The organism is Serratia sp. CY27727 (genome assembly GCF_052169275.1).
GTDB lineage: Bacteria > Pseudomonadota > Gammaproteobacteria > Enterobacterales > Enterobacteriaceae > Serratia > Serratia sarumanii.
Map to the genome: position 1 here is coordinate 209,129 of NZ_JBJNLB010000006.1, position 13,996 is coordinate 223,124.

Annotated in this window: 15 protein-coding genes; 4 read left to right on the forward strand and 11 right to left on the reverse strand. The window is 59.4% G+C overall.

Going from position 1 to position 13,996, the window contains the following annotated elements; all coding sequences use genetic code 11:
• Positions 1 to 6: 6 nt before the first annotated feature.
• The gene (gene murQ / locus ACJ8HB_RS16435; RefSeq protein WP_033648937.1) at positions 7 to 900 is read right to left on the reverse strand and encodes an N-acetylmuramic acid 6-phosphate etherase; all 894 of its coding nucleotides are present in this window, start codon (positions 898 to 900) and stop codon (positions 7 to 9) included.
• Between the two features lie 167 nt (positions 901 to 1,067).
• On the opposite strand from murQ, the gene ACJ8HB_RS16440 reads away from it, so the two are divergent.
• The 3 genes from ACJ8HB_RS16440 (at position 1,068) to ACJ8HB_RS16450 (ending at position 3,956) form a co-directional block, all read left to right on the forward strand.
• Positions 1,068 to 1,916 (forward strand): MurR/RpiR family transcriptional regulator, encoded by an 849-nt coding sequence (locus ACJ8HB_RS16440; protein WP_033648938.1) that lies wholly within the window; start codon positions 1,068 to 1,070, stop codon positions 1,914 to 1,916.
• Between the two features lie 143 nt (positions 1,917 to 2,059).
• Complete coding sequence (locus ACJ8HB_RS16445; RefSeq protein ID WP_190296740.1) at positions 2,060 to 3,604, forward strand: phosphoethanolamine transferase; 1,545 nt, start codon at positions 2,060 to 2,062, stop codon at positions 3,602 to 3,604.
• A 91-nt stretch (positions 3,605 to 3,695) separates the two neighbouring features.
• Positions 3,696 to 3,956: a YfhL family 4Fe-4S dicluster ferredoxin gene (locus ACJ8HB_RS16450; RefSeq protein ID WP_033635622.1), complete on the forward strand. Its 261-nt coding sequence runs from the start codon at positions 3,696 to 3,698 to the stop codon at positions 3,954 to 3,956.
• A gap of 45 nt (positions 3,957 to 4,001) precedes the next feature.
• On the opposite strand, the gene acpS is transcribed toward ACJ8HB_RS16450, so the two are convergent.
• The 7 genes from acpS to lepA form a co-directional block, all read right to left on the reverse strand.
• Entirely contained in the window at positions 4,002 to 4,382 is a 381-nt protein-coding gene (acpS, locus tag ACJ8HB_RS16455) for a holo-ACP synthase (protein WP_004929169.1), read from the reverse strand.
• A complete protein-coding gene (pdxJ, locus tag ACJ8HB_RS16460; protein ID WP_047570828.1) occupies positions 4,382 to 5,113 on the reverse strand; it encodes a pyridoxine 5'-phosphate synthase in 732 nt (243 codons plus the stop codon). The genes acpS and pdxJ overlap by 1 nt, the downstream gene beginning before the upstream one ends.
• Before the next feature lie 63 nt (positions 5,114 to 5,176).
• Entirely contained in the window at positions 5,177 to 5,908 is a 732-nt protein-coding gene (gene recO, locus ACJ8HB_RS16465) for a DNA repair protein RecO (protein WP_004929165.1), read from the reverse strand.
• Between the two features lie 6 nt (positions 5,909 to 5,914).
• A complete protein-coding gene (gene era / locus ACJ8HB_RS16470) occupies positions 5,915 to 6,823 on the reverse strand; it encodes a GTPase Era (protein ID WP_004929162.1) in 909 nt (302 codons plus the stop codon).
• Entirely contained in the window at positions 6,820 to 7,500 is a 681-nt protein-coding gene (rnc, locus tag ACJ8HB_RS16475; RefSeq protein ID WP_004929158.1) for a ribonuclease III, read from the reverse strand. Before rnc ends, era begins: the two co-directional genes overlap by 4 nt.
• Positions 7,501 to 7,736: 236 nt before the next feature.
• Positions 7,737 to 8,714: a signal peptidase I gene (gene lepB, locus ACJ8HB_RS16480; protein WP_033635624.1), complete on the reverse strand. Its 978-nt coding sequence runs from the start codon at positions 8,712 to 8,714 to the stop codon at positions 7,737 to 7,739.
• 32 nt (positions 8,715 to 8,746) lie between these two features.
• Positions 8,747 to 10,546: a translation elongation factor 4 gene (gene lepA, locus ACJ8HB_RS16485; protein ID WP_033635625.1), complete on the reverse strand. Its 1,800-nt coding sequence runs from the start codon at positions 10,544 to 10,546 to the stop codon at positions 8,747 to 8,749.
• Between the two features lie 520 nt (positions 10,547 to 11,066).
• Between lepA and ACJ8HB_RS16490 the strand changes: the two genes are divergently transcribed.
• Positions 11,067 to 11,903 (forward strand): hypothetical protein, encoded by an 837-nt coding sequence (locus ACJ8HB_RS16490; protein WP_047570824.1) that lies wholly within the window; start codon positions 11,067 to 11,069, stop codon positions 11,901 to 11,903.
• Here the strand turns inward: ACJ8HB_RS16490 and rseC are convergent.
• The 3 genes from rseC to rseA are packed head-to-tail and all read right to left on the reverse strand — an operon-like array spanning position 11,900 to position 13,985.
• Positions 11,900 to 12,376 carry a SoxR-reducing system protein RseC gene (gene rseC / locus ACJ8HB_RS16495; RefSeq protein ID WP_047570822.1) on the reverse strand — a complete coding sequence of 159 codons (477 nt, stop codon included), beginning with the start codon at positions 12,374 to 12,376 and terminating at the stop codon, positions 11,900 to 11,902. The two genes, ACJ8HB_RS16490 and rseC, sit on opposite strands and share 4 nt — an antisense overlap.
• Positions 12,373 to 13,332 carry a sigma-E factor regulatory protein RseB gene (gene rseB / locus ACJ8HB_RS16500; protein WP_033635628.1) on the reverse strand — a complete coding sequence of 320 codons (960 nt, stop codon included), beginning with the start codon at positions 13,330 to 13,332 and terminating at the stop codon, positions 12,373 to 12,375. Before rseB ends, rseC begins: the two co-directional genes overlap by 4 nt.
• On the reverse strand, positions 13,332 to 13,985 hold the full coding sequence (rseA, locus tag ACJ8HB_RS16505; protein ID WP_016929795.1) for an anti-sigma-E factor RseA: 654 nt from the start codon (positions 13,983 to 13,985) through the stop codon (positions 13,332 to 13,334). The genes rseB and rseA overlap by 1 nt, the downstream gene beginning before the upstream one ends.
• Positions 13,986 to 13,996 lie beyond the last annotated feature (11 nt).

Below are 13,996 nucleotides of genomic sequence, written 5' to 3' on the forward strand. Positions count from 1 at the left end.
CGTGAGTTAACGCGCCAGCGCCGCGCGCAGGTAGCCGTCGTGCCGCTGCAGCCGCTGCTGCGCCTCTTCGGCGCTGACGCCGGCCAGAATCATCAGGATCGCCGGCTTGACCTCGAAGCCGGTCTGTGCCAGCGCCGCCTCGGCCTGAGCGCGTTCGGCGCCGGTGGCCTCCACCACGATGCGGCAGGCGCGATCCACCAGTTTGACGTTGGTGGCCTTCACGTCCACCATCAGGTTCTGATAGACCTTGCCCAGCTTGACCATCGCGCCGGTCGACAGCATGTTGAGCACCAGCTTCTGCGCGGTGCCGGATTTCAGGCGCGTCGAACCGGTCAGCGCCTCCGGCCCCACCACCGGTGAAATCGCCACCTGCGCTTCGTGCGCGATCGGCGAATCCGGGTTGCAGGAGATGGCCGCCGTCGGGCAGCCCAGCCCGCGCGCATAGCGCAGTGCGCCGATCACATAAGGCGTGCGCCCTGAGGCCGCCAACCCCACCACCATATCGACGGCGGTCAGATTCAGCGCCCGGAGATCGGCTTCGCCCAGGGCTTCGTCGTCTTCCGCCCCCTCCACCGCCTTGAGCAACGCGCCCGGCCCGCCGGCGATCAAGCCCACCACCACGCCGTGCGGCACGCCGAAGGTCGGCGGGCACTCGGAGGCATCCAACACCCCCAATCGGCCGCTGGTGCCGGCGCCCAAATAAATCAGCCGGCCGCCGGCCTTCAACGCCGCCGCCGCCAAATCGACCGCCTGCGCGATCGCCGGCAGCACCTTTTCGATCGCCTCCGGCACCTTGCGGTCTTCCTGGTTAAAGCAGCGGACCATCTCCAGAGTCGACATCTCATCCAGCCCCATGGTGGCCGGGTTGCGGGTTTCCGATACCAGTGCGCCTAAGTTCATCTGTTCACCTTTGAATTTTTAATTCACAAAATTAAATCAATATTTGAATATTTTATTCAACAAAGCGAGCGCTATTTGCTATTTTAACGACGAGCTCACAAAAATTTTCACCGCGCGTTTTCGCCGCCTGCATGGCAAAATGGCCGCTGGTTTCCAGGGAAAGATCAATGAGTACCCTTCTGCGCATACGCCAGATGTATCCGACACTGGCGCAAAACGACCGCAAGCTGGCGGACTTTTTGCTGAACAACGCCGAGCAGGCGCGCCATCTCAGCTCGCAAAAGCTGGCCGAGCTGGCCGGCATCAGCCAGTCGAGCGTGGTGAAGTTCGCCCAAAAGCTGGGCTATAAGGGCTTTCCGGCGCTGAAGCTGGCGCTGAGCGAAACGCTGGCCCAGCCGCAGGCCGAGCCGGTGGTGACCGTTCACAACCACATCCTCAGCAGCGACACGCTGAAAATCGTCGGTGAAAAACTGCTGGCGGAAAAGCAGGCGGCGCTGCGCGCGACGCTGGACATCAACAGCGAAGAGCGGCTGCATCAGGCGCTGGACATGCTGCGCCAGGCGCGCCGGGTGATGCTGATCGGCATCGGCGCCTCCGGGCTGGTGGCCAAGGATTTCTCCTTCAAACTGCTGAAAATCGGCGTGATGGCAGTGGCCGAACCGGACATGCACGTCCAGCTGGCGGCGGTTCAGGCGCTGGACAAACGCGATCTGCTGCTGGCTATCTCTTTCAGCGGCGAACGGCGTGAAATCAATCTGGCGGCGGAAGAGGCGCGCCAGGCCGGCGCCAGAGTGCTGGCGCTGACCAGCTTCTCTCCCAACGGCCTGCAGCAGCGCGCGGACCACTGCCTCTATACCATCGCCGAAGAGCCCCACACCCGCAGCGCGGCCATCTCTTCCAGCACGGCCCAGTACGCCCTCACCGACCTGCTGTTTATGGCGCTGATCCAGCACGATCTCGATCATGCCCGCGATCGCATCAAACACAGCGAACAGTTAATGAAAAAGCTGGTTTGAGGCGTATAATGGCGGCCGATAAAACGCCGCCAGCTCAATTATTTCCCTTCTCTGCATTCGAAAAATAATGTGCGGGCGGTGACTCGCTCAATTATCGTTCAATAATTGAGCATGCATGGACAGCATTATTTAACGATACCATTATGAATACACACACTGTTATTTTAGATAAGTTGCGGCACTCCGTGGCTCACCCGACCCTGCGCACTTTTTTATTTTACGCCATTATTGCTTTGATATTGATCAAAGCGATGGGATACAGCGGTGGAAAAGGCATTGATATTCTTTTTATTGCACTTATCTTGCTATTATTATCTAATCATTCGCTTACCCGCTACGGCCTGATTATTCCGTTTATTCTGCTGTGCGCGCTGTATGCGCCGGTCGGTGCCATTTACGGGTCTCCGTCAGCGGCCGTGGTGTCTGCCCTGCTGCAAACCAACAGTACAGAAGCGAGTGAGTTCCTGCATACCCTCCCAGCCAGGTGTTATCTGCTGCCTGTCGTAATATTTACCATGCTTATTATTTTAAAAAGGTTTATTTGGCGACAAGCACTGCCAAAAAAAATCATATTGCCTTTGCTGGCGTTATTTGCGGTTATCGTCATCACCAGAATATTCAGCGGTGGCTTGGTTAAGCTTAAATTACCTGACTTCTTTTTATCCACCTACTCCGCTTACGATCAATATCAACAGCAAATTGATGAATTAAACACCGGCGTTTCAGAACCGTACTCTTGGTCGTTCACCTCTGGCGCACCGAAGAATGAAAACTATGTCATTATCGTCGGCGAAAGTATGCGCAGGGATCATATGTCCTTATTTGGTTATCCGGTGTCCACTACACCGTTTCTGGATAATGCCAAGGGACGGTTTTACAGTAATTATATTTCCACCGCGCCGAATACATTCGAATCGCTCCCCCGCACGCTGGCTTTAAGCAACGGCCACAGCATTGCCCTCGGAGATAATATCATCACCCTGGCAAAAGCCGCCGGCCTCAATACCCACTGGCTGTCCAATCAGGGCATGTTCGGGCAATTCGATACGCCGGTATCAAAAATCGCTATGTTCAGCGATAACCATTACTTCCTGAAGAAAGGCGACTATCAATCGCGCAACACCGATGATGATGCACTGCTGCCGATATTTGACCAATTATTGAGCCGCCAGGGGCAAGGCAACCTTTATGTGCTGCATCTGATGGGCTCGCACGCCGACTTTTGCGAGCGGCTTAACGGCGAACCGCCGAGCGTCGAGTCGCCGAATAAGGAGCTGGCCTGCTACCTCTCTACCTATCGCAAGACTGATCGTTTTATCGAGCAGGTTTATCACAGTCTGAAACAGACCGGCGCGCCGTTTAAACTGTTCTATTTCTCCGATCACGGTCTTTCCCATAAGGATATCGGCGGCATACGTTCTCTGCGTCACAGCGGCGATACCCGGCAGAATTACCAGGTGCCGTTGCTGGTGCTGAGCGATCGCGACCAACAGCACCAGATCATTGATGATCCCTTGAGCGCGTTCGATTTTATCGGGTTGTTTGCTCAAGAGGCGGGAATACGGGTTACCCATCCGGAGGTGATGCCTACGATGCGTATGGCGGATACCGATAAGCGCTGGGTGTTTGACGGGCAGAGAAGGGTTGATTTCGATCAGTTGGCTGACGACCCACCTGAGTTACCCTAAGCGGTAAGATGACGAAAAAACGCCCGCCGCGCGGTGATTCTATGATAGATTGCGCGCCAGCCCGAGCACACCGATGGAAAGATAACTGACAATGGCACTGCTGATTACCAAGAAATGCATCAACTGCGATATGTGCGAGCCGGAATGCCCGAACCAGGCGATTTCGATGGGCGATGAGATTTATCAGATCGATACCGATCGCTGCACCGAGTGCGTCGGCCATTACGATACGCCGACCTGCCAGCAGGTTTGCCCGATCGACAACACCATCATCACCGATCCGCAGCATCGTGAGACCAACGAACAGCTGTGGGACAAGTTCGTGGTGCTGCACCACGCCGATCGCATTTAATTTGCCGCAGGACTGACAAGGGCGCCACAGGCGCCCTTGCTATTTTCAGCTTTCGACGATCACCGTCGCGCAGGCATAGCGCCGTTCGTCGGCCAGCGAAACGTGGATCGCGGTGACCCCCATCTCCCCGGCCAGCTCGGCGGCGCGGCCGTGCAAACGAATATTCGGCTTGCCCAGCGCATCGTTGAACACCTCGAACTGGTTGAACGCCAGGCCGTTGCGAATGCCGGTGCCGAACGCCTTGGCGGCGGCCTCTTTCACCGCGAAACGTTTGGCCAGAAAGCGAATCGGCTGCTGGTGCTGCTGATACAGCGCCCACTCGGCGTCGCTCAGCACGCGGCGCGCCAGGCGATCGCCGCTGCGCTCCACCACCGCTTCGATACGCGCCATCTCGACGATGTCGGTTCCCAGCCCGAGCACCGCCATTACCGGCGCGCTTCCCGCATCAGCACTTTCATGTCGGCAACCGCGGCCGGCAGCCCGCTCATCACCGCCTGGCCGATAATCGCATGGCCGATGTTCAGCTCGTGCATCTCCGGCAGCGCGGCGATCGGCTGCACGTTGTGGTAGGTCAGGCCGTGGCCGGCGTTGACCTTCAGCCCCTTCTCGGCCGCGTAGGCGGCGGCTACCGCGATGCGGCGCAGCTCGGCCTGTAACGCCAGCTCGCCCTGCGCTTCGGCGTAGGCGCCGGTGTGGATTTCGATATAGGGTGCGCCCACCGCCACCGCCGCGCCAATCTGACGATGATCGGGATCGATGAACAGCGAGACCAAAATGCCCGCCTGCGCCAGGCGCTCGACCGCCACGCTCATTTTGTCCAGCTGGCCGGCGACGTCCAGACCGCCTTCGGTGGTCACTTCTTCGCGCTTCTCCGGCACCAGGCAGCAGAAATGCGGCTTCAGCTCAATGGCGATGTCCAGCATCTCGTCGGTCACCGCCATCTCCAGATTCATGCGCGTCTGGATGGTCTGGCGCAGCAGGCGCACGTCGCGGTCGGTGATGTGGCGGCGGTCTTCGCGCAGATGCACGGTAATGCCGTCGGCTCCCGCCTGTTCGGCAATGAATGCCGCCTGAACCGGATCCGGGTATTGGGTTCCGCGCGCGTTACGTAACGTGGCGATGTGATCGATATTGACGCCCAGCAGCAAATCAGCCATGACAACCTCTAAATACGATTTTCAGTGCCAGCAGTTTACACGCGGGCGCAGGGCGGGAAAAGGTCAGGCGTCGTCGACCGGCGTATTCGGCTGTTTGCGCACGAACTGGCGGAACAGTTCGCGGCTCTTCAACGGCTTGCCGCCGAGGTAGGGTTTCAGCGCCATGCGGGTGAAACGCTTGGCGGCGCGCAGCGTCTCGGCATCGGGAAACTGCCGCTCCGCCAGCGCGCGCAGTTCGCGCCCGGTGAAGCTGTAGTGATCCACCACCAGGCTGGCGATAAAGCCTTTCTCTTCGCGGTAGCGGTAGGTCATGGCGTCATCCACCGGCAAACCGCTGCCGGCGCAGTGCAGGAAATCGAGGCCGTAGCCCAGGTGGTGCAGCAAGGCCAGCTCGAACTGGCGCAGCGCCTGCTCCGGCGAGCTGTCTTCCGCCGCCAGCGCCTGCAGGCATTGCAGATAGTCGAAGAACAGCACCGAGTAGTTGGTTTCCTGCTCGAGCACGCGCGCCAGCAGTTCGTTCACGTACAGGCCGCTGTACAGCATCATGCCGCTGAGGGGTAAACCGAGGGAGACCGCTTCGGCGTTGCGCAGCGTTTTCACTTCGCCGCGGCCGCCCCAGCGCACTAACAGGGGGGTAAAGGGCTGCAGGCAACCCTTGAGATTGGAACGGCGGCTGCGCGCGCCTTTCGCCAGCAAGCGCACCCGCCCATGACCTTCGGTAAACAGATCCAGCATCAGACTAGTTTCACTGTACGGCCGCCCATGCAGGACGAAAGCGCGCTCCCAGCCGTCCACGGATCGTTACTTCAGATCGTCAACATAGCCCAGGCTGCGCAGCGCACGTTCGTCGTCCGCCCAACCGGATTTCACTTTCACCCACAGCTCGAGATGCACTTTGGCGTCGAACATCTGTTCCATGTCCTGGCGCGCTTCGATGCCGATGGTTTTGATCTTGGCGCCCTTGTTGCCGATGACCATTTTCTTCTGGCCTTCGCGCTCGACCAGGATCAGGCCGTGCACATCGTAGCCGCCGCGATCGTTGGCCACGAACTGTTCGATTTCTACCGTCACCGAGTACGGCAGCTCTTCGCCCAGGAAACGCATCAGCTTCTCGCGGATGATCTCGGAGGCCATAAAGCGCTGTGAGCGATCGGTGATGTAGTCTTCAGGGAAGTGGTGTTCCGCTTCCGGCAGCAGCTTGCGCACGATGCCGGCGATCGTGTCGACGTTCATGCCTTTTTCGGCGGAGATAGGCACCACGTCGAGGAAGTTCATCTGCTGGCTGAGGAACGCGATGTGCGGCAACAGCTTGGATTTGTCGGTGACGTTATCGACCTTGTTGATCGCCAGCAATACCGGGCAGCGCAGGCTGCGCAGCTTGTTGACCACCATTTCGTCGTCGGCGGTCCAGTTGGTGCCTTCGACCACGAAGATCACCAGTTCGACGTCGCCGATCGAGCTGCTGGCCGCGCGGTTCATCAAGCGGTTGATGGCGCGTTTTTCTTCGATGTGCAGCCCTGGGGTATCGACGTAGATCGCCTGATAGGCGCCATCGGTGTCGATGCCCATGATGCGGTGACGGGTCGTCTGCGGCTTACGCGACGTAATGGAAACCTTCTGCCCCAGCAGTTGGTTCAGCAACGTCGATTTGCCCACGTTCGGGCGGCCGACGATGGCGATAAACCCGCAGTGTTGTTTTACTTCGCTCATTCAAGCTCCAGCTTTTTCAGCGCTTGTTCCGCTGCCGCCTGCTCGGCTTTACGGCGGCTCGAGCCGGTGCCCACCACGGGCTCGCTCAAACCACTCACCTGGCAGTGGATGGTAAACTCTTGGTCGTGCGCTTCACCGCGAACCTGCACTACCAAATAAGAAGGCAACGGCAGATGACGCCCCTGCAAAAACTCCTGCAGACGGGTTTTCGGGTCTTTCTGCTTATCACCGGGGCTGATTTCGTCCAACCGGCTGCGATACCAGTCCAAAATCAGACGCTCGACGGTCTGGATATCGCTGTCCAGGAACACGCCGCCGATCAATGCCTCCACCGTATCCGCCAGGATTGACTCGCGGCGGAACCCACCACTTTTCAATTCGCCCGGCCCAAGCCGCAGACATTCGCCCAGGTCAAACTCGCGCGCCATCTCCGCCAGCGTGTTGCCGCGCACCAGCGTGGCGCGCATGCGGCTCATATCGCCCTCGTCGACGCGAGGAAAGCGGTGATAGAGCGCATTGGCGATGACAAAGCTCAGAATCGAGTCACCCAGAAACTCAAGACGTTCATTGTGTTTACTGCTGGCGCTGCGGTGAGTCAAAGCCTGCAGTAAAAGCTCCTGCTGTTGAAAAGTGTAGCCCAGCTTCCGCTGCAGCCTGTTTATTACGATGGGGTTCATGAGTTACCAATAGATCAAGAATGCGTCAAAAACTTGCAGCATACGGAACAGGCCTGCTTCGCCGAAAGCCGATCCAAAGCTGTTTCGTTTGCAGTGGCTCCCAGCAGGGGCCAACTTTTTATCGCTCGAGAAAGTATTCTACAACGAGTGGAAACATAATGCTGTGTTTTATATCCCCTTAATCTTTCACGCCGCAGTAGGCTGCGGCGTGAAATTAACAGGGAATCAGTCAGCGATTAATGAATGCCGCCGATCCGGCTGAAACGCACGCCGGTAGGCCACTCACCTTCCTGCTTTTCAAAGCTCATCCAGATGGCCGTGGCTTTACCCACCAGATTCTTCTCCGGCACAAAGCCCCAGTAACGGCTGTCCGCGCTGTTGTCGCGGTTGTCGCCCATCATGAAGTAATGCCCGGCCGGCACCACCCACTCCGCCAGCGGTTTGCCCGGCTGTTGGTAGTAAGCGCCCACCCGATCCTGCGCGTCCGGCACGGTCAGGATACGATGCGTGACGTTGCCGAGGCTTTCCTGGCGCTCGCGCATGCGAATGCCGCCCGGCGGCACGTTATCGCTCAGCGGGATCTGGTAGAAGCCGTTGCTGGCCTCGCCCATGCCGCTGCGGCTGAACAGCTGCACGAAGTCGCTCGGCTGCGCGTCGGCGTAGGTCACCGCCAGCGCGGTATCGCAGGACTGCCCACTGTTGCAGGACGGCTGCACGGTAACGCGCTTATTCACCGGATCGTAAGTAATACGGTCGCCCGGCAGGCCGATCACGCGCTTGATATAATCCAGTTTCGGATCCAGCGGATATTTAAATACCGCAATATCGCCGCGCTTCGGATGGCCGGTTTCAATGAGCGTGGTCTGGGTAATCGGATCTTTAATGCCGTAGGCATATTTCTCCACCAGAATGAAATCGCCAATCAACAGCGTCGGCATCATTGAGCCGGACGGGATCTGGAACGGTTCGTAAATAAACGAACGCACCACAAAGACCAACAGCAGCACCGGGAACACCGATGCGCCGGTCTCCACCCAGCCTGGCTGCTTCGCCACTTTCGCCAGCGTTTTATCGTCTACGGCGCCCGCGGTCTGTGCGTTGACCGCCGCGATCTTCGCGCGGCGGGCCGGCGCCCATTTGAAGCGCTCGAAGCACCAGATGATCCCGGTGACCAGAGTGGCCAACGCCAGGATCAGGGCAAACATATTCGCCATGCAAACTCCCTCGTTTCGCGAACTCGTCGCGGTTACTTGCCGTCTTTACCGACGTGCAGAATGGCCAGGAACGCTTCCTGCGGCAGTTCGACGTTGCCGACCTGCTTCATGCGTTTCTTACCGTCTTTCTGTTTCTGCAGCAGCTTTTTCTTACGGCTGACGTCACCGCCGTAGCATTTCGCCAGCACGTTTTTACGCAGCTGCTTCACGGTGGAACGCGCGATGATGTGCGTGCCGATCGCCGCCTGAATCGCGATGTCGAACTGCTGACGCGGGATCAGATCTTTCATCTTCTCCACCAACTCACGGCCGCGATACTGCGAGTTGTCGCGGTGAGTGATCAGCGCCAGCGCATCCACGCGCTCGTTGTTGATCAGCACGTCCACGCGCACCATGTCGGAGGCCTGGAAGCGCTTGAAGTTGTAATCCAGCGACGCATAGCCGCGCGACGTGGACTTCAGGCGGTCGAAGAAGTCGAGCACCACTTCCGCCATCGGGATTTCATAGGTCAACGCCACCTGGTTGCCGTGGTAGACCATGTTGGTCTGCACGCCGCGTTTCTCAACGCACAGGGTGATGACGTTACCCAGGTATTCCTGCGGCATCAGCATGTGACATTCGGCGATCGGCTCGCGCAGCTCCTGGATGTTGTTCAACGGCGGCAGCTTGGACGGGCTGTCGACGTAGATCACTTCTTTGCCGGTGGTTTCCACTTCGTAGACGACCGTCGGCGCGGTGGTGATCAGATCCAGATCGTATTCACGCTCCAGGCGCTCCTGAATGATCTCCATGTGCAGCAGGCCGAGGAAGCCGCAGCGGAAGCCGAAGCCCAGCGCGGTGGAGCTTTCCGGCTCGTAGAACAGGGAAGCGTCGTTGAGGCTCAGCTTGCCCAGCGCATCGCGGAAGGACTCATAATCGTCGGAGCTGATCGGGAACAGACCGGCGTACACCTGCGGCTTCACTTTCTTGAAGCCCGGCAGCGCTTTATCCGCCGGCTGACGCGCCTGCGTCAGGGTATCGCCCACCGGCGCGCCGAGGATGTCTTTGATCGCACAGACCAGCCAGCCCACTTCGCCGCAGTTCAGCACGTCGCGATCGACCTGCTTCGGCGTGAAGATGCCCAGGCGGTCGGCGTTGTACACCTGGCCGGTGCTCATGACCTTGATCTTGTCGCCCTTGCGCAGCGTGCCGTTCTTGACGCGCACCAGAGACACTACGCCCAGGTAGTTATCGAACCAGGAGTCGATGATCAGCGCCTGCAGCGGCGCATCCGGATCGCCCTGCGGCGGCGGGATGTCGCGCACCAGGCGCTCCAGCACCTCGGGCACGCCGACGCCGGTTTTGGCCGAGCAGCGCACCGCATCGGTGGCGTCGATGCCGACGATGTCTTCAATTTCCTGCGCGGCGCGATCCGGATCGGCGGCCGGCAGGTCGATTTTGTTCAGCACCGGCACCACTTCCAGATCCATTTCGATCGCGGTGTAGCAGTTGGCCAGCGTCTGGGCTTCGACGCCCTGACCGGCATCCACCACCAGCAGCGCGCCTTCGCAGGCCGCCAGCGAGCGGGAAACTTCATAGGAGAAGTCAACGTGGCCGGGGGTGTCGATAAAGTTGAGTTGATAGGTCTGCCCATCCAGCGCCTTATAATCCAGCGTCACGCTCTGCGCTTTGATGGTGATGCCGCGCTCGCGCTCCAGATCCATGGAATCGAGCACCTGCGCGGCCATTTCACGGTCAGACAAGCCGCCGCAGATTTGGATAATGCGGTCAGACAGCGTCGACTTACCGTGGTCAATATGGGCAATAATGGAGAAATTTCGTATATGCTTCATTATAAAAGTTTTTCTGCCTTGGTATTTCTGAATTACTCGCCTATAGAAACCCGCATGGACCTAAAGCGACAGTGAATGGGTTAGGCCGTCTTGCACCTGAATCGCTGCATTCTACATGCCACACCACTGAAAACCTAGCGATCGGTGCAGTGAAGGCATTCTATTATGCGCCGCTAAATGTTACAGGGCGCCCCGGCGGATGAAAACAGATGTTAACGCGGACGATACGGCCTGAACCCAAGGCTTGCCGGTGATTCGTGGCCGCCAAACTCCGGCGCTAATACATAACCGGCCGCAGCGCAATAAACCCTCTCCGAAATTATAAAAAAAGAATATTTGGATCAACCTCTTAGATTTCCATCTCACCCATCTTCCTTTAGGAAAAACCCCATATACGCCACCACCGCCCCTCGGATAGAAAGGGCATGAACTCCGCGACAAAACATTATTCAGGGCACTACATCGGCAGCCCACCGGGGTTCACCAGCATATATCCAGTACGTTGATTGGAAGGTGCATTATGATCGATAAAGGGCAAATGCTGAGCCGGCACGATTTTTCAAAGGTCAACTGGGGCATTCTGGCGGCGGCGGCGCTGCTGTTTAGCGTGGGGGCGGCGCTGTTGGTGCTGCCGCTGCTGAGCAGCATTGATGAGAGCGAGGTCATCACGCTGTTGCAGGCCGGCGCGGGCACGATTTTACTCGGCTGTACGCTGCTGGCGCTGCGGCACTATCTGCGCCCGACGCTGACCTATCGCCTGTACGAGCACGGCGTGCGGGTCTTTGACGGCCACCATCATAAAGAGCGCTTCATCCCGTTTGAGAAGATCGGCGATATCTATCGCTTTCGCGGCGGCCAGGCTTTTGGCGGGCTGTTTGACGTCACGGCGTTCCGCGCCGGCGCGGATCAGCCCTGGTGTACGGTTTTCAGCAATGTCGCCCATTCGTGGCGGCTGGCGGACGTGATCGTCGACCAACAGCTGCAGCAGCGCGGGCCGCTGGCGCTGAATGCGCTCTCTCAAGGGGAGACGGTGTCGTTTCACACCGTTGAGGGCGACGCGCGCTGGCTGTGGCAACTGCTGCTCGGCAAGCGGCAAGGCACGCCGACCGAAACGCTGCGGCTGAGCGCCACCTTGCTGACCACGGAGCGGGGCAACGTGCCGCTCGAGCAGATCCGCGCGGTGGAAAACCATCCACAGCGCGGCATCCGCTTGCTCGACGGCCAGGGAAATGTGCTATTCGCGATTAACTACGATTCGCTGCTCAGCGCCGATCTGTTCATCGCGCTGCTGGAGCATATGATCCACAACCGCATCCCCGCCTATCACAACCCGGCGATGACGCGGTCGTCGGTTTAAATCAGCGGGGAATTTTCCGCCTGCATGCGCATCGCGGTAGGCGGCAACCCAATCTGCAGCACCACCGGCTGATAATCGGCCTGCTCGCCCAGACGCCGGGCCAACCGACGCGCCAGCATAAAGGCCGCCGCGCCGCCCAGTACGGCGCCGACGGCCGCCGAGGCGTCGCTGCCGAAACAATATTGCAGCAACGCGCCGCCCAGCATCATGCCCAGCAGCGGCGTCAGATAAACCAGCATGGCGGAGCGCAGCAGGCTGCCTTCCGCAATGCCGACTTCAACGCGCTGCCCCGGTTCGAGCGGCTGATCGATATGCACCTGCAGCTGATGCTCGGTTTCCGGCACCAGCTCGTTCAGCGCGCGCGCGCCGCAGCCGGAACGCGCGGTGCAGCTGCCGCAGCCGGCCTTGGGTTCACAGCGCAGCAGCGCTACGCCCTGTTGCCACGAAACCACCGTGGCCCACTCTTTCATCATTGCGGCGATACCTTGAAAGAAATGCTGTCGGCGATGCGCTTGGCCGTAGCCGGCGGCAATTCGCCCACGATAGTGATTTCGTTGCCCGCGCGCACTTCGGTCTGAATGGTGCGGCGCCCCTGACGGTAGTATTGCTGCCCGGCTCCGCTGCCCGCCGGGCTGACGTTGACCGAGAAGCTGAACAGGCCGTCGCTGTAGAGCCGGGATTCAACCGGCACGGCGACGTTCGGCAATTTGCGGCGATTGCGCGCCACCTCGTCCACCCCGGCCGGCAGCCAACCGGTGCTCCAGCTGAGCTTGACGTTTTCCACCGCCGGCAGCGACAGCAGCGGCGGCAGGTTGGCTTTGAGCAGCCCCTGCATCGCGCCCTGCACGTCGGCGCCGACCGCGAAGGAGATCACCCGATATTGCTCCAGCGTTTCGCCGTCGCGATCGAGCAGATCCACCCGCAGCGGCAGCTTGGTGTCCTCGTCCATCCAGACGATATAGCTGTAGCGGGAACCGTCGCGCGCCACCACGCGCAGCACTTCACACGGCCGATCGGCGATGCGGGTGCTGCCCACGGAGATAAAGTCGTAGTACTTGGCCAAGCGGGTGAAATCGGCATAGACGATCGCCGGCAACGCATCGACGATGTGATCGCCAGTGAGCGTGAACGGCTCCAGGCCAGGCTCGAAGTAGCTGATCCCGCCGCCGCGCTGCAACACTTCGCGGCGCGGGCCGTCCATATGCAGCAGCTGGCCGAGCGGCACGTTGCCGATCACCGCATGGCGATAGCGCAACGACTCGATTCCCTGCTTGCTGATGCTGATGTAGGCGAGCTCGTAATTGAGAGAACGGCTGGCGCTGCTCATCTGTTGCAATAACGCCCCGGACGCAGTTGGCTGCGCCGGGGCGATGCTGGAATAGAGCAGGCTGCCCGTCAATAAACAAACGGAGAACCAGATTTGCTTCATTACTGCTGTTGCATTCCTAAAGACTGAGTTCCGGGAACCTGAATGGCGGCCTGTTGCGGGTTGCCTTGCTCAAGCTGCAGCTGATCCGAGTGCAGGCGACGTTGCAGTTCATAGTCCTGCAGCATGGCGTTGATACGCTTGCGCTGTTCCTGCACCTGCTGCTGTTGGCCGCTGCCGGTGGAGAAACTGTCGGCCGGGACGCCCAGGCTGACCGGCGAGGCCTGGCCCATGATCGGCAGCGTGGTGAAGGCCGGCGATTCGGACGCGTTCGATGGCGCAGAAGGCTGGTTGTACTGCTGCACGCCGACGATCACCGCCAGCGACACGCAGGCCGCCATACCGATTTGCGTAATCTGGCTCGCCCAGGGACGCACTTTGTCCCAGAACGGCATTTTCTGCCAGGTGTGAGGCTGCGGCTGAGATTCCTGAACGGCGGAAGGCACCAGCCGGGCGGGTTCTTTCTCAAGTGCAGCGGCTACGCGATCGGCGATGTCGAGATGCATCACTTGCCCGACATCACCTCGCAGTGTGTCACGTATCAGGTGATAGCTCTGCCAGCTTTGTTGAAGCGTTCGATCTTGCGACAGAGAACTCAACAGCTCGCTGTCGAACGATTCACCATCCATCAGAGCGGAAAGCTTTTCTTTCTGCATGCCTAAGTACC

Coding starts and splice junctions, on each gene's coding strand:
- murQ (WP_033648937.1), bottom strand. CDS start 900: ATGAACTTAGGCGCACTGGTATCGGAAACCCGCAACCCGGCCACCATG.
- ACJ8HB_RS16440 (WP_033648938.1), top strand. CDS start 1,068: ATGAGTACCCTTCTGCGCATACGCCAGATGTATCCGACACTGGCGCAA.
- ACJ8HB_RS16445 (WP_190296740.1), top strand. CDS start 2,060: ATGAATACACACACTGTTATTTTAGATAAGTTGCGGCACTCCGTGGCT.
- ACJ8HB_RS16450 (WP_033635622.1), top strand. CDS start 3,696: ATGGCACTGCTGATTACCAAGAAATGCATCAACTGCGATATGTGCGAG.
- acpS (WP_004929169.1), bottom strand. CDS start 4,382: ATGGCGGTGCTCGGGCTGGGAACCGACATCGTCGAGATGGCGCGTATC.
- pdxJ (WP_047570828.1), bottom strand. CDS start 5,113: ATGGCTGATTTGCTGCTGGGCGTCAATATCGATCACATCGCCACGTTA.
- era (WP_004929162.1), bottom strand. CDS start 6,823: ATGAGCGAAGTAAAACAACACTGCGGGTTTATCGCCATCGTCGGCCGC.
- rnc (WP_004929158.1), bottom strand. CDS start 7,500: ATGAACCCCATCGTAATAAACAGGCTGCAGCGGAAGCTGGGCTACACT.
- lepB (WP_033635624.1), bottom strand. CDS start 8,714: ATGGCGAATATGTTTGCCCTGATCCTGGCGTTGGCCACTCTGGTCACC.
- lepA (WP_033635625.1), bottom strand. CDS start 10,546: ATGAAGCATATACGAAATTTCTCCATTATTGCCCATATTGACCACGGT.
- ACJ8HB_RS16490 (WP_047570824.1), top strand. CDS start 11,067: ATGATCGATAAAGGGCAAATGCTGAGCCGGCACGATTTTTCAAAGGTC.
- rseC (WP_047570822.1), bottom strand. CDS start 12,376: ATGATGAAAGAGTGGGCCACGGTGGTTTCGTGGCAACAGGGCGTAGCG.
- rseB (WP_033635628.1), bottom strand. CDS start 13,332: ATGAAGCAAATCTGGTTCTCCGTTTGTTTATTGACGGGCAGCCTGCTC.
- rseA (WP_016929795.1), bottom strand. CDS start 13,985: ATGCAGAAAGAAAAGCTTTCCGCTCTGATGGATGGTGAATCGTTCGAC.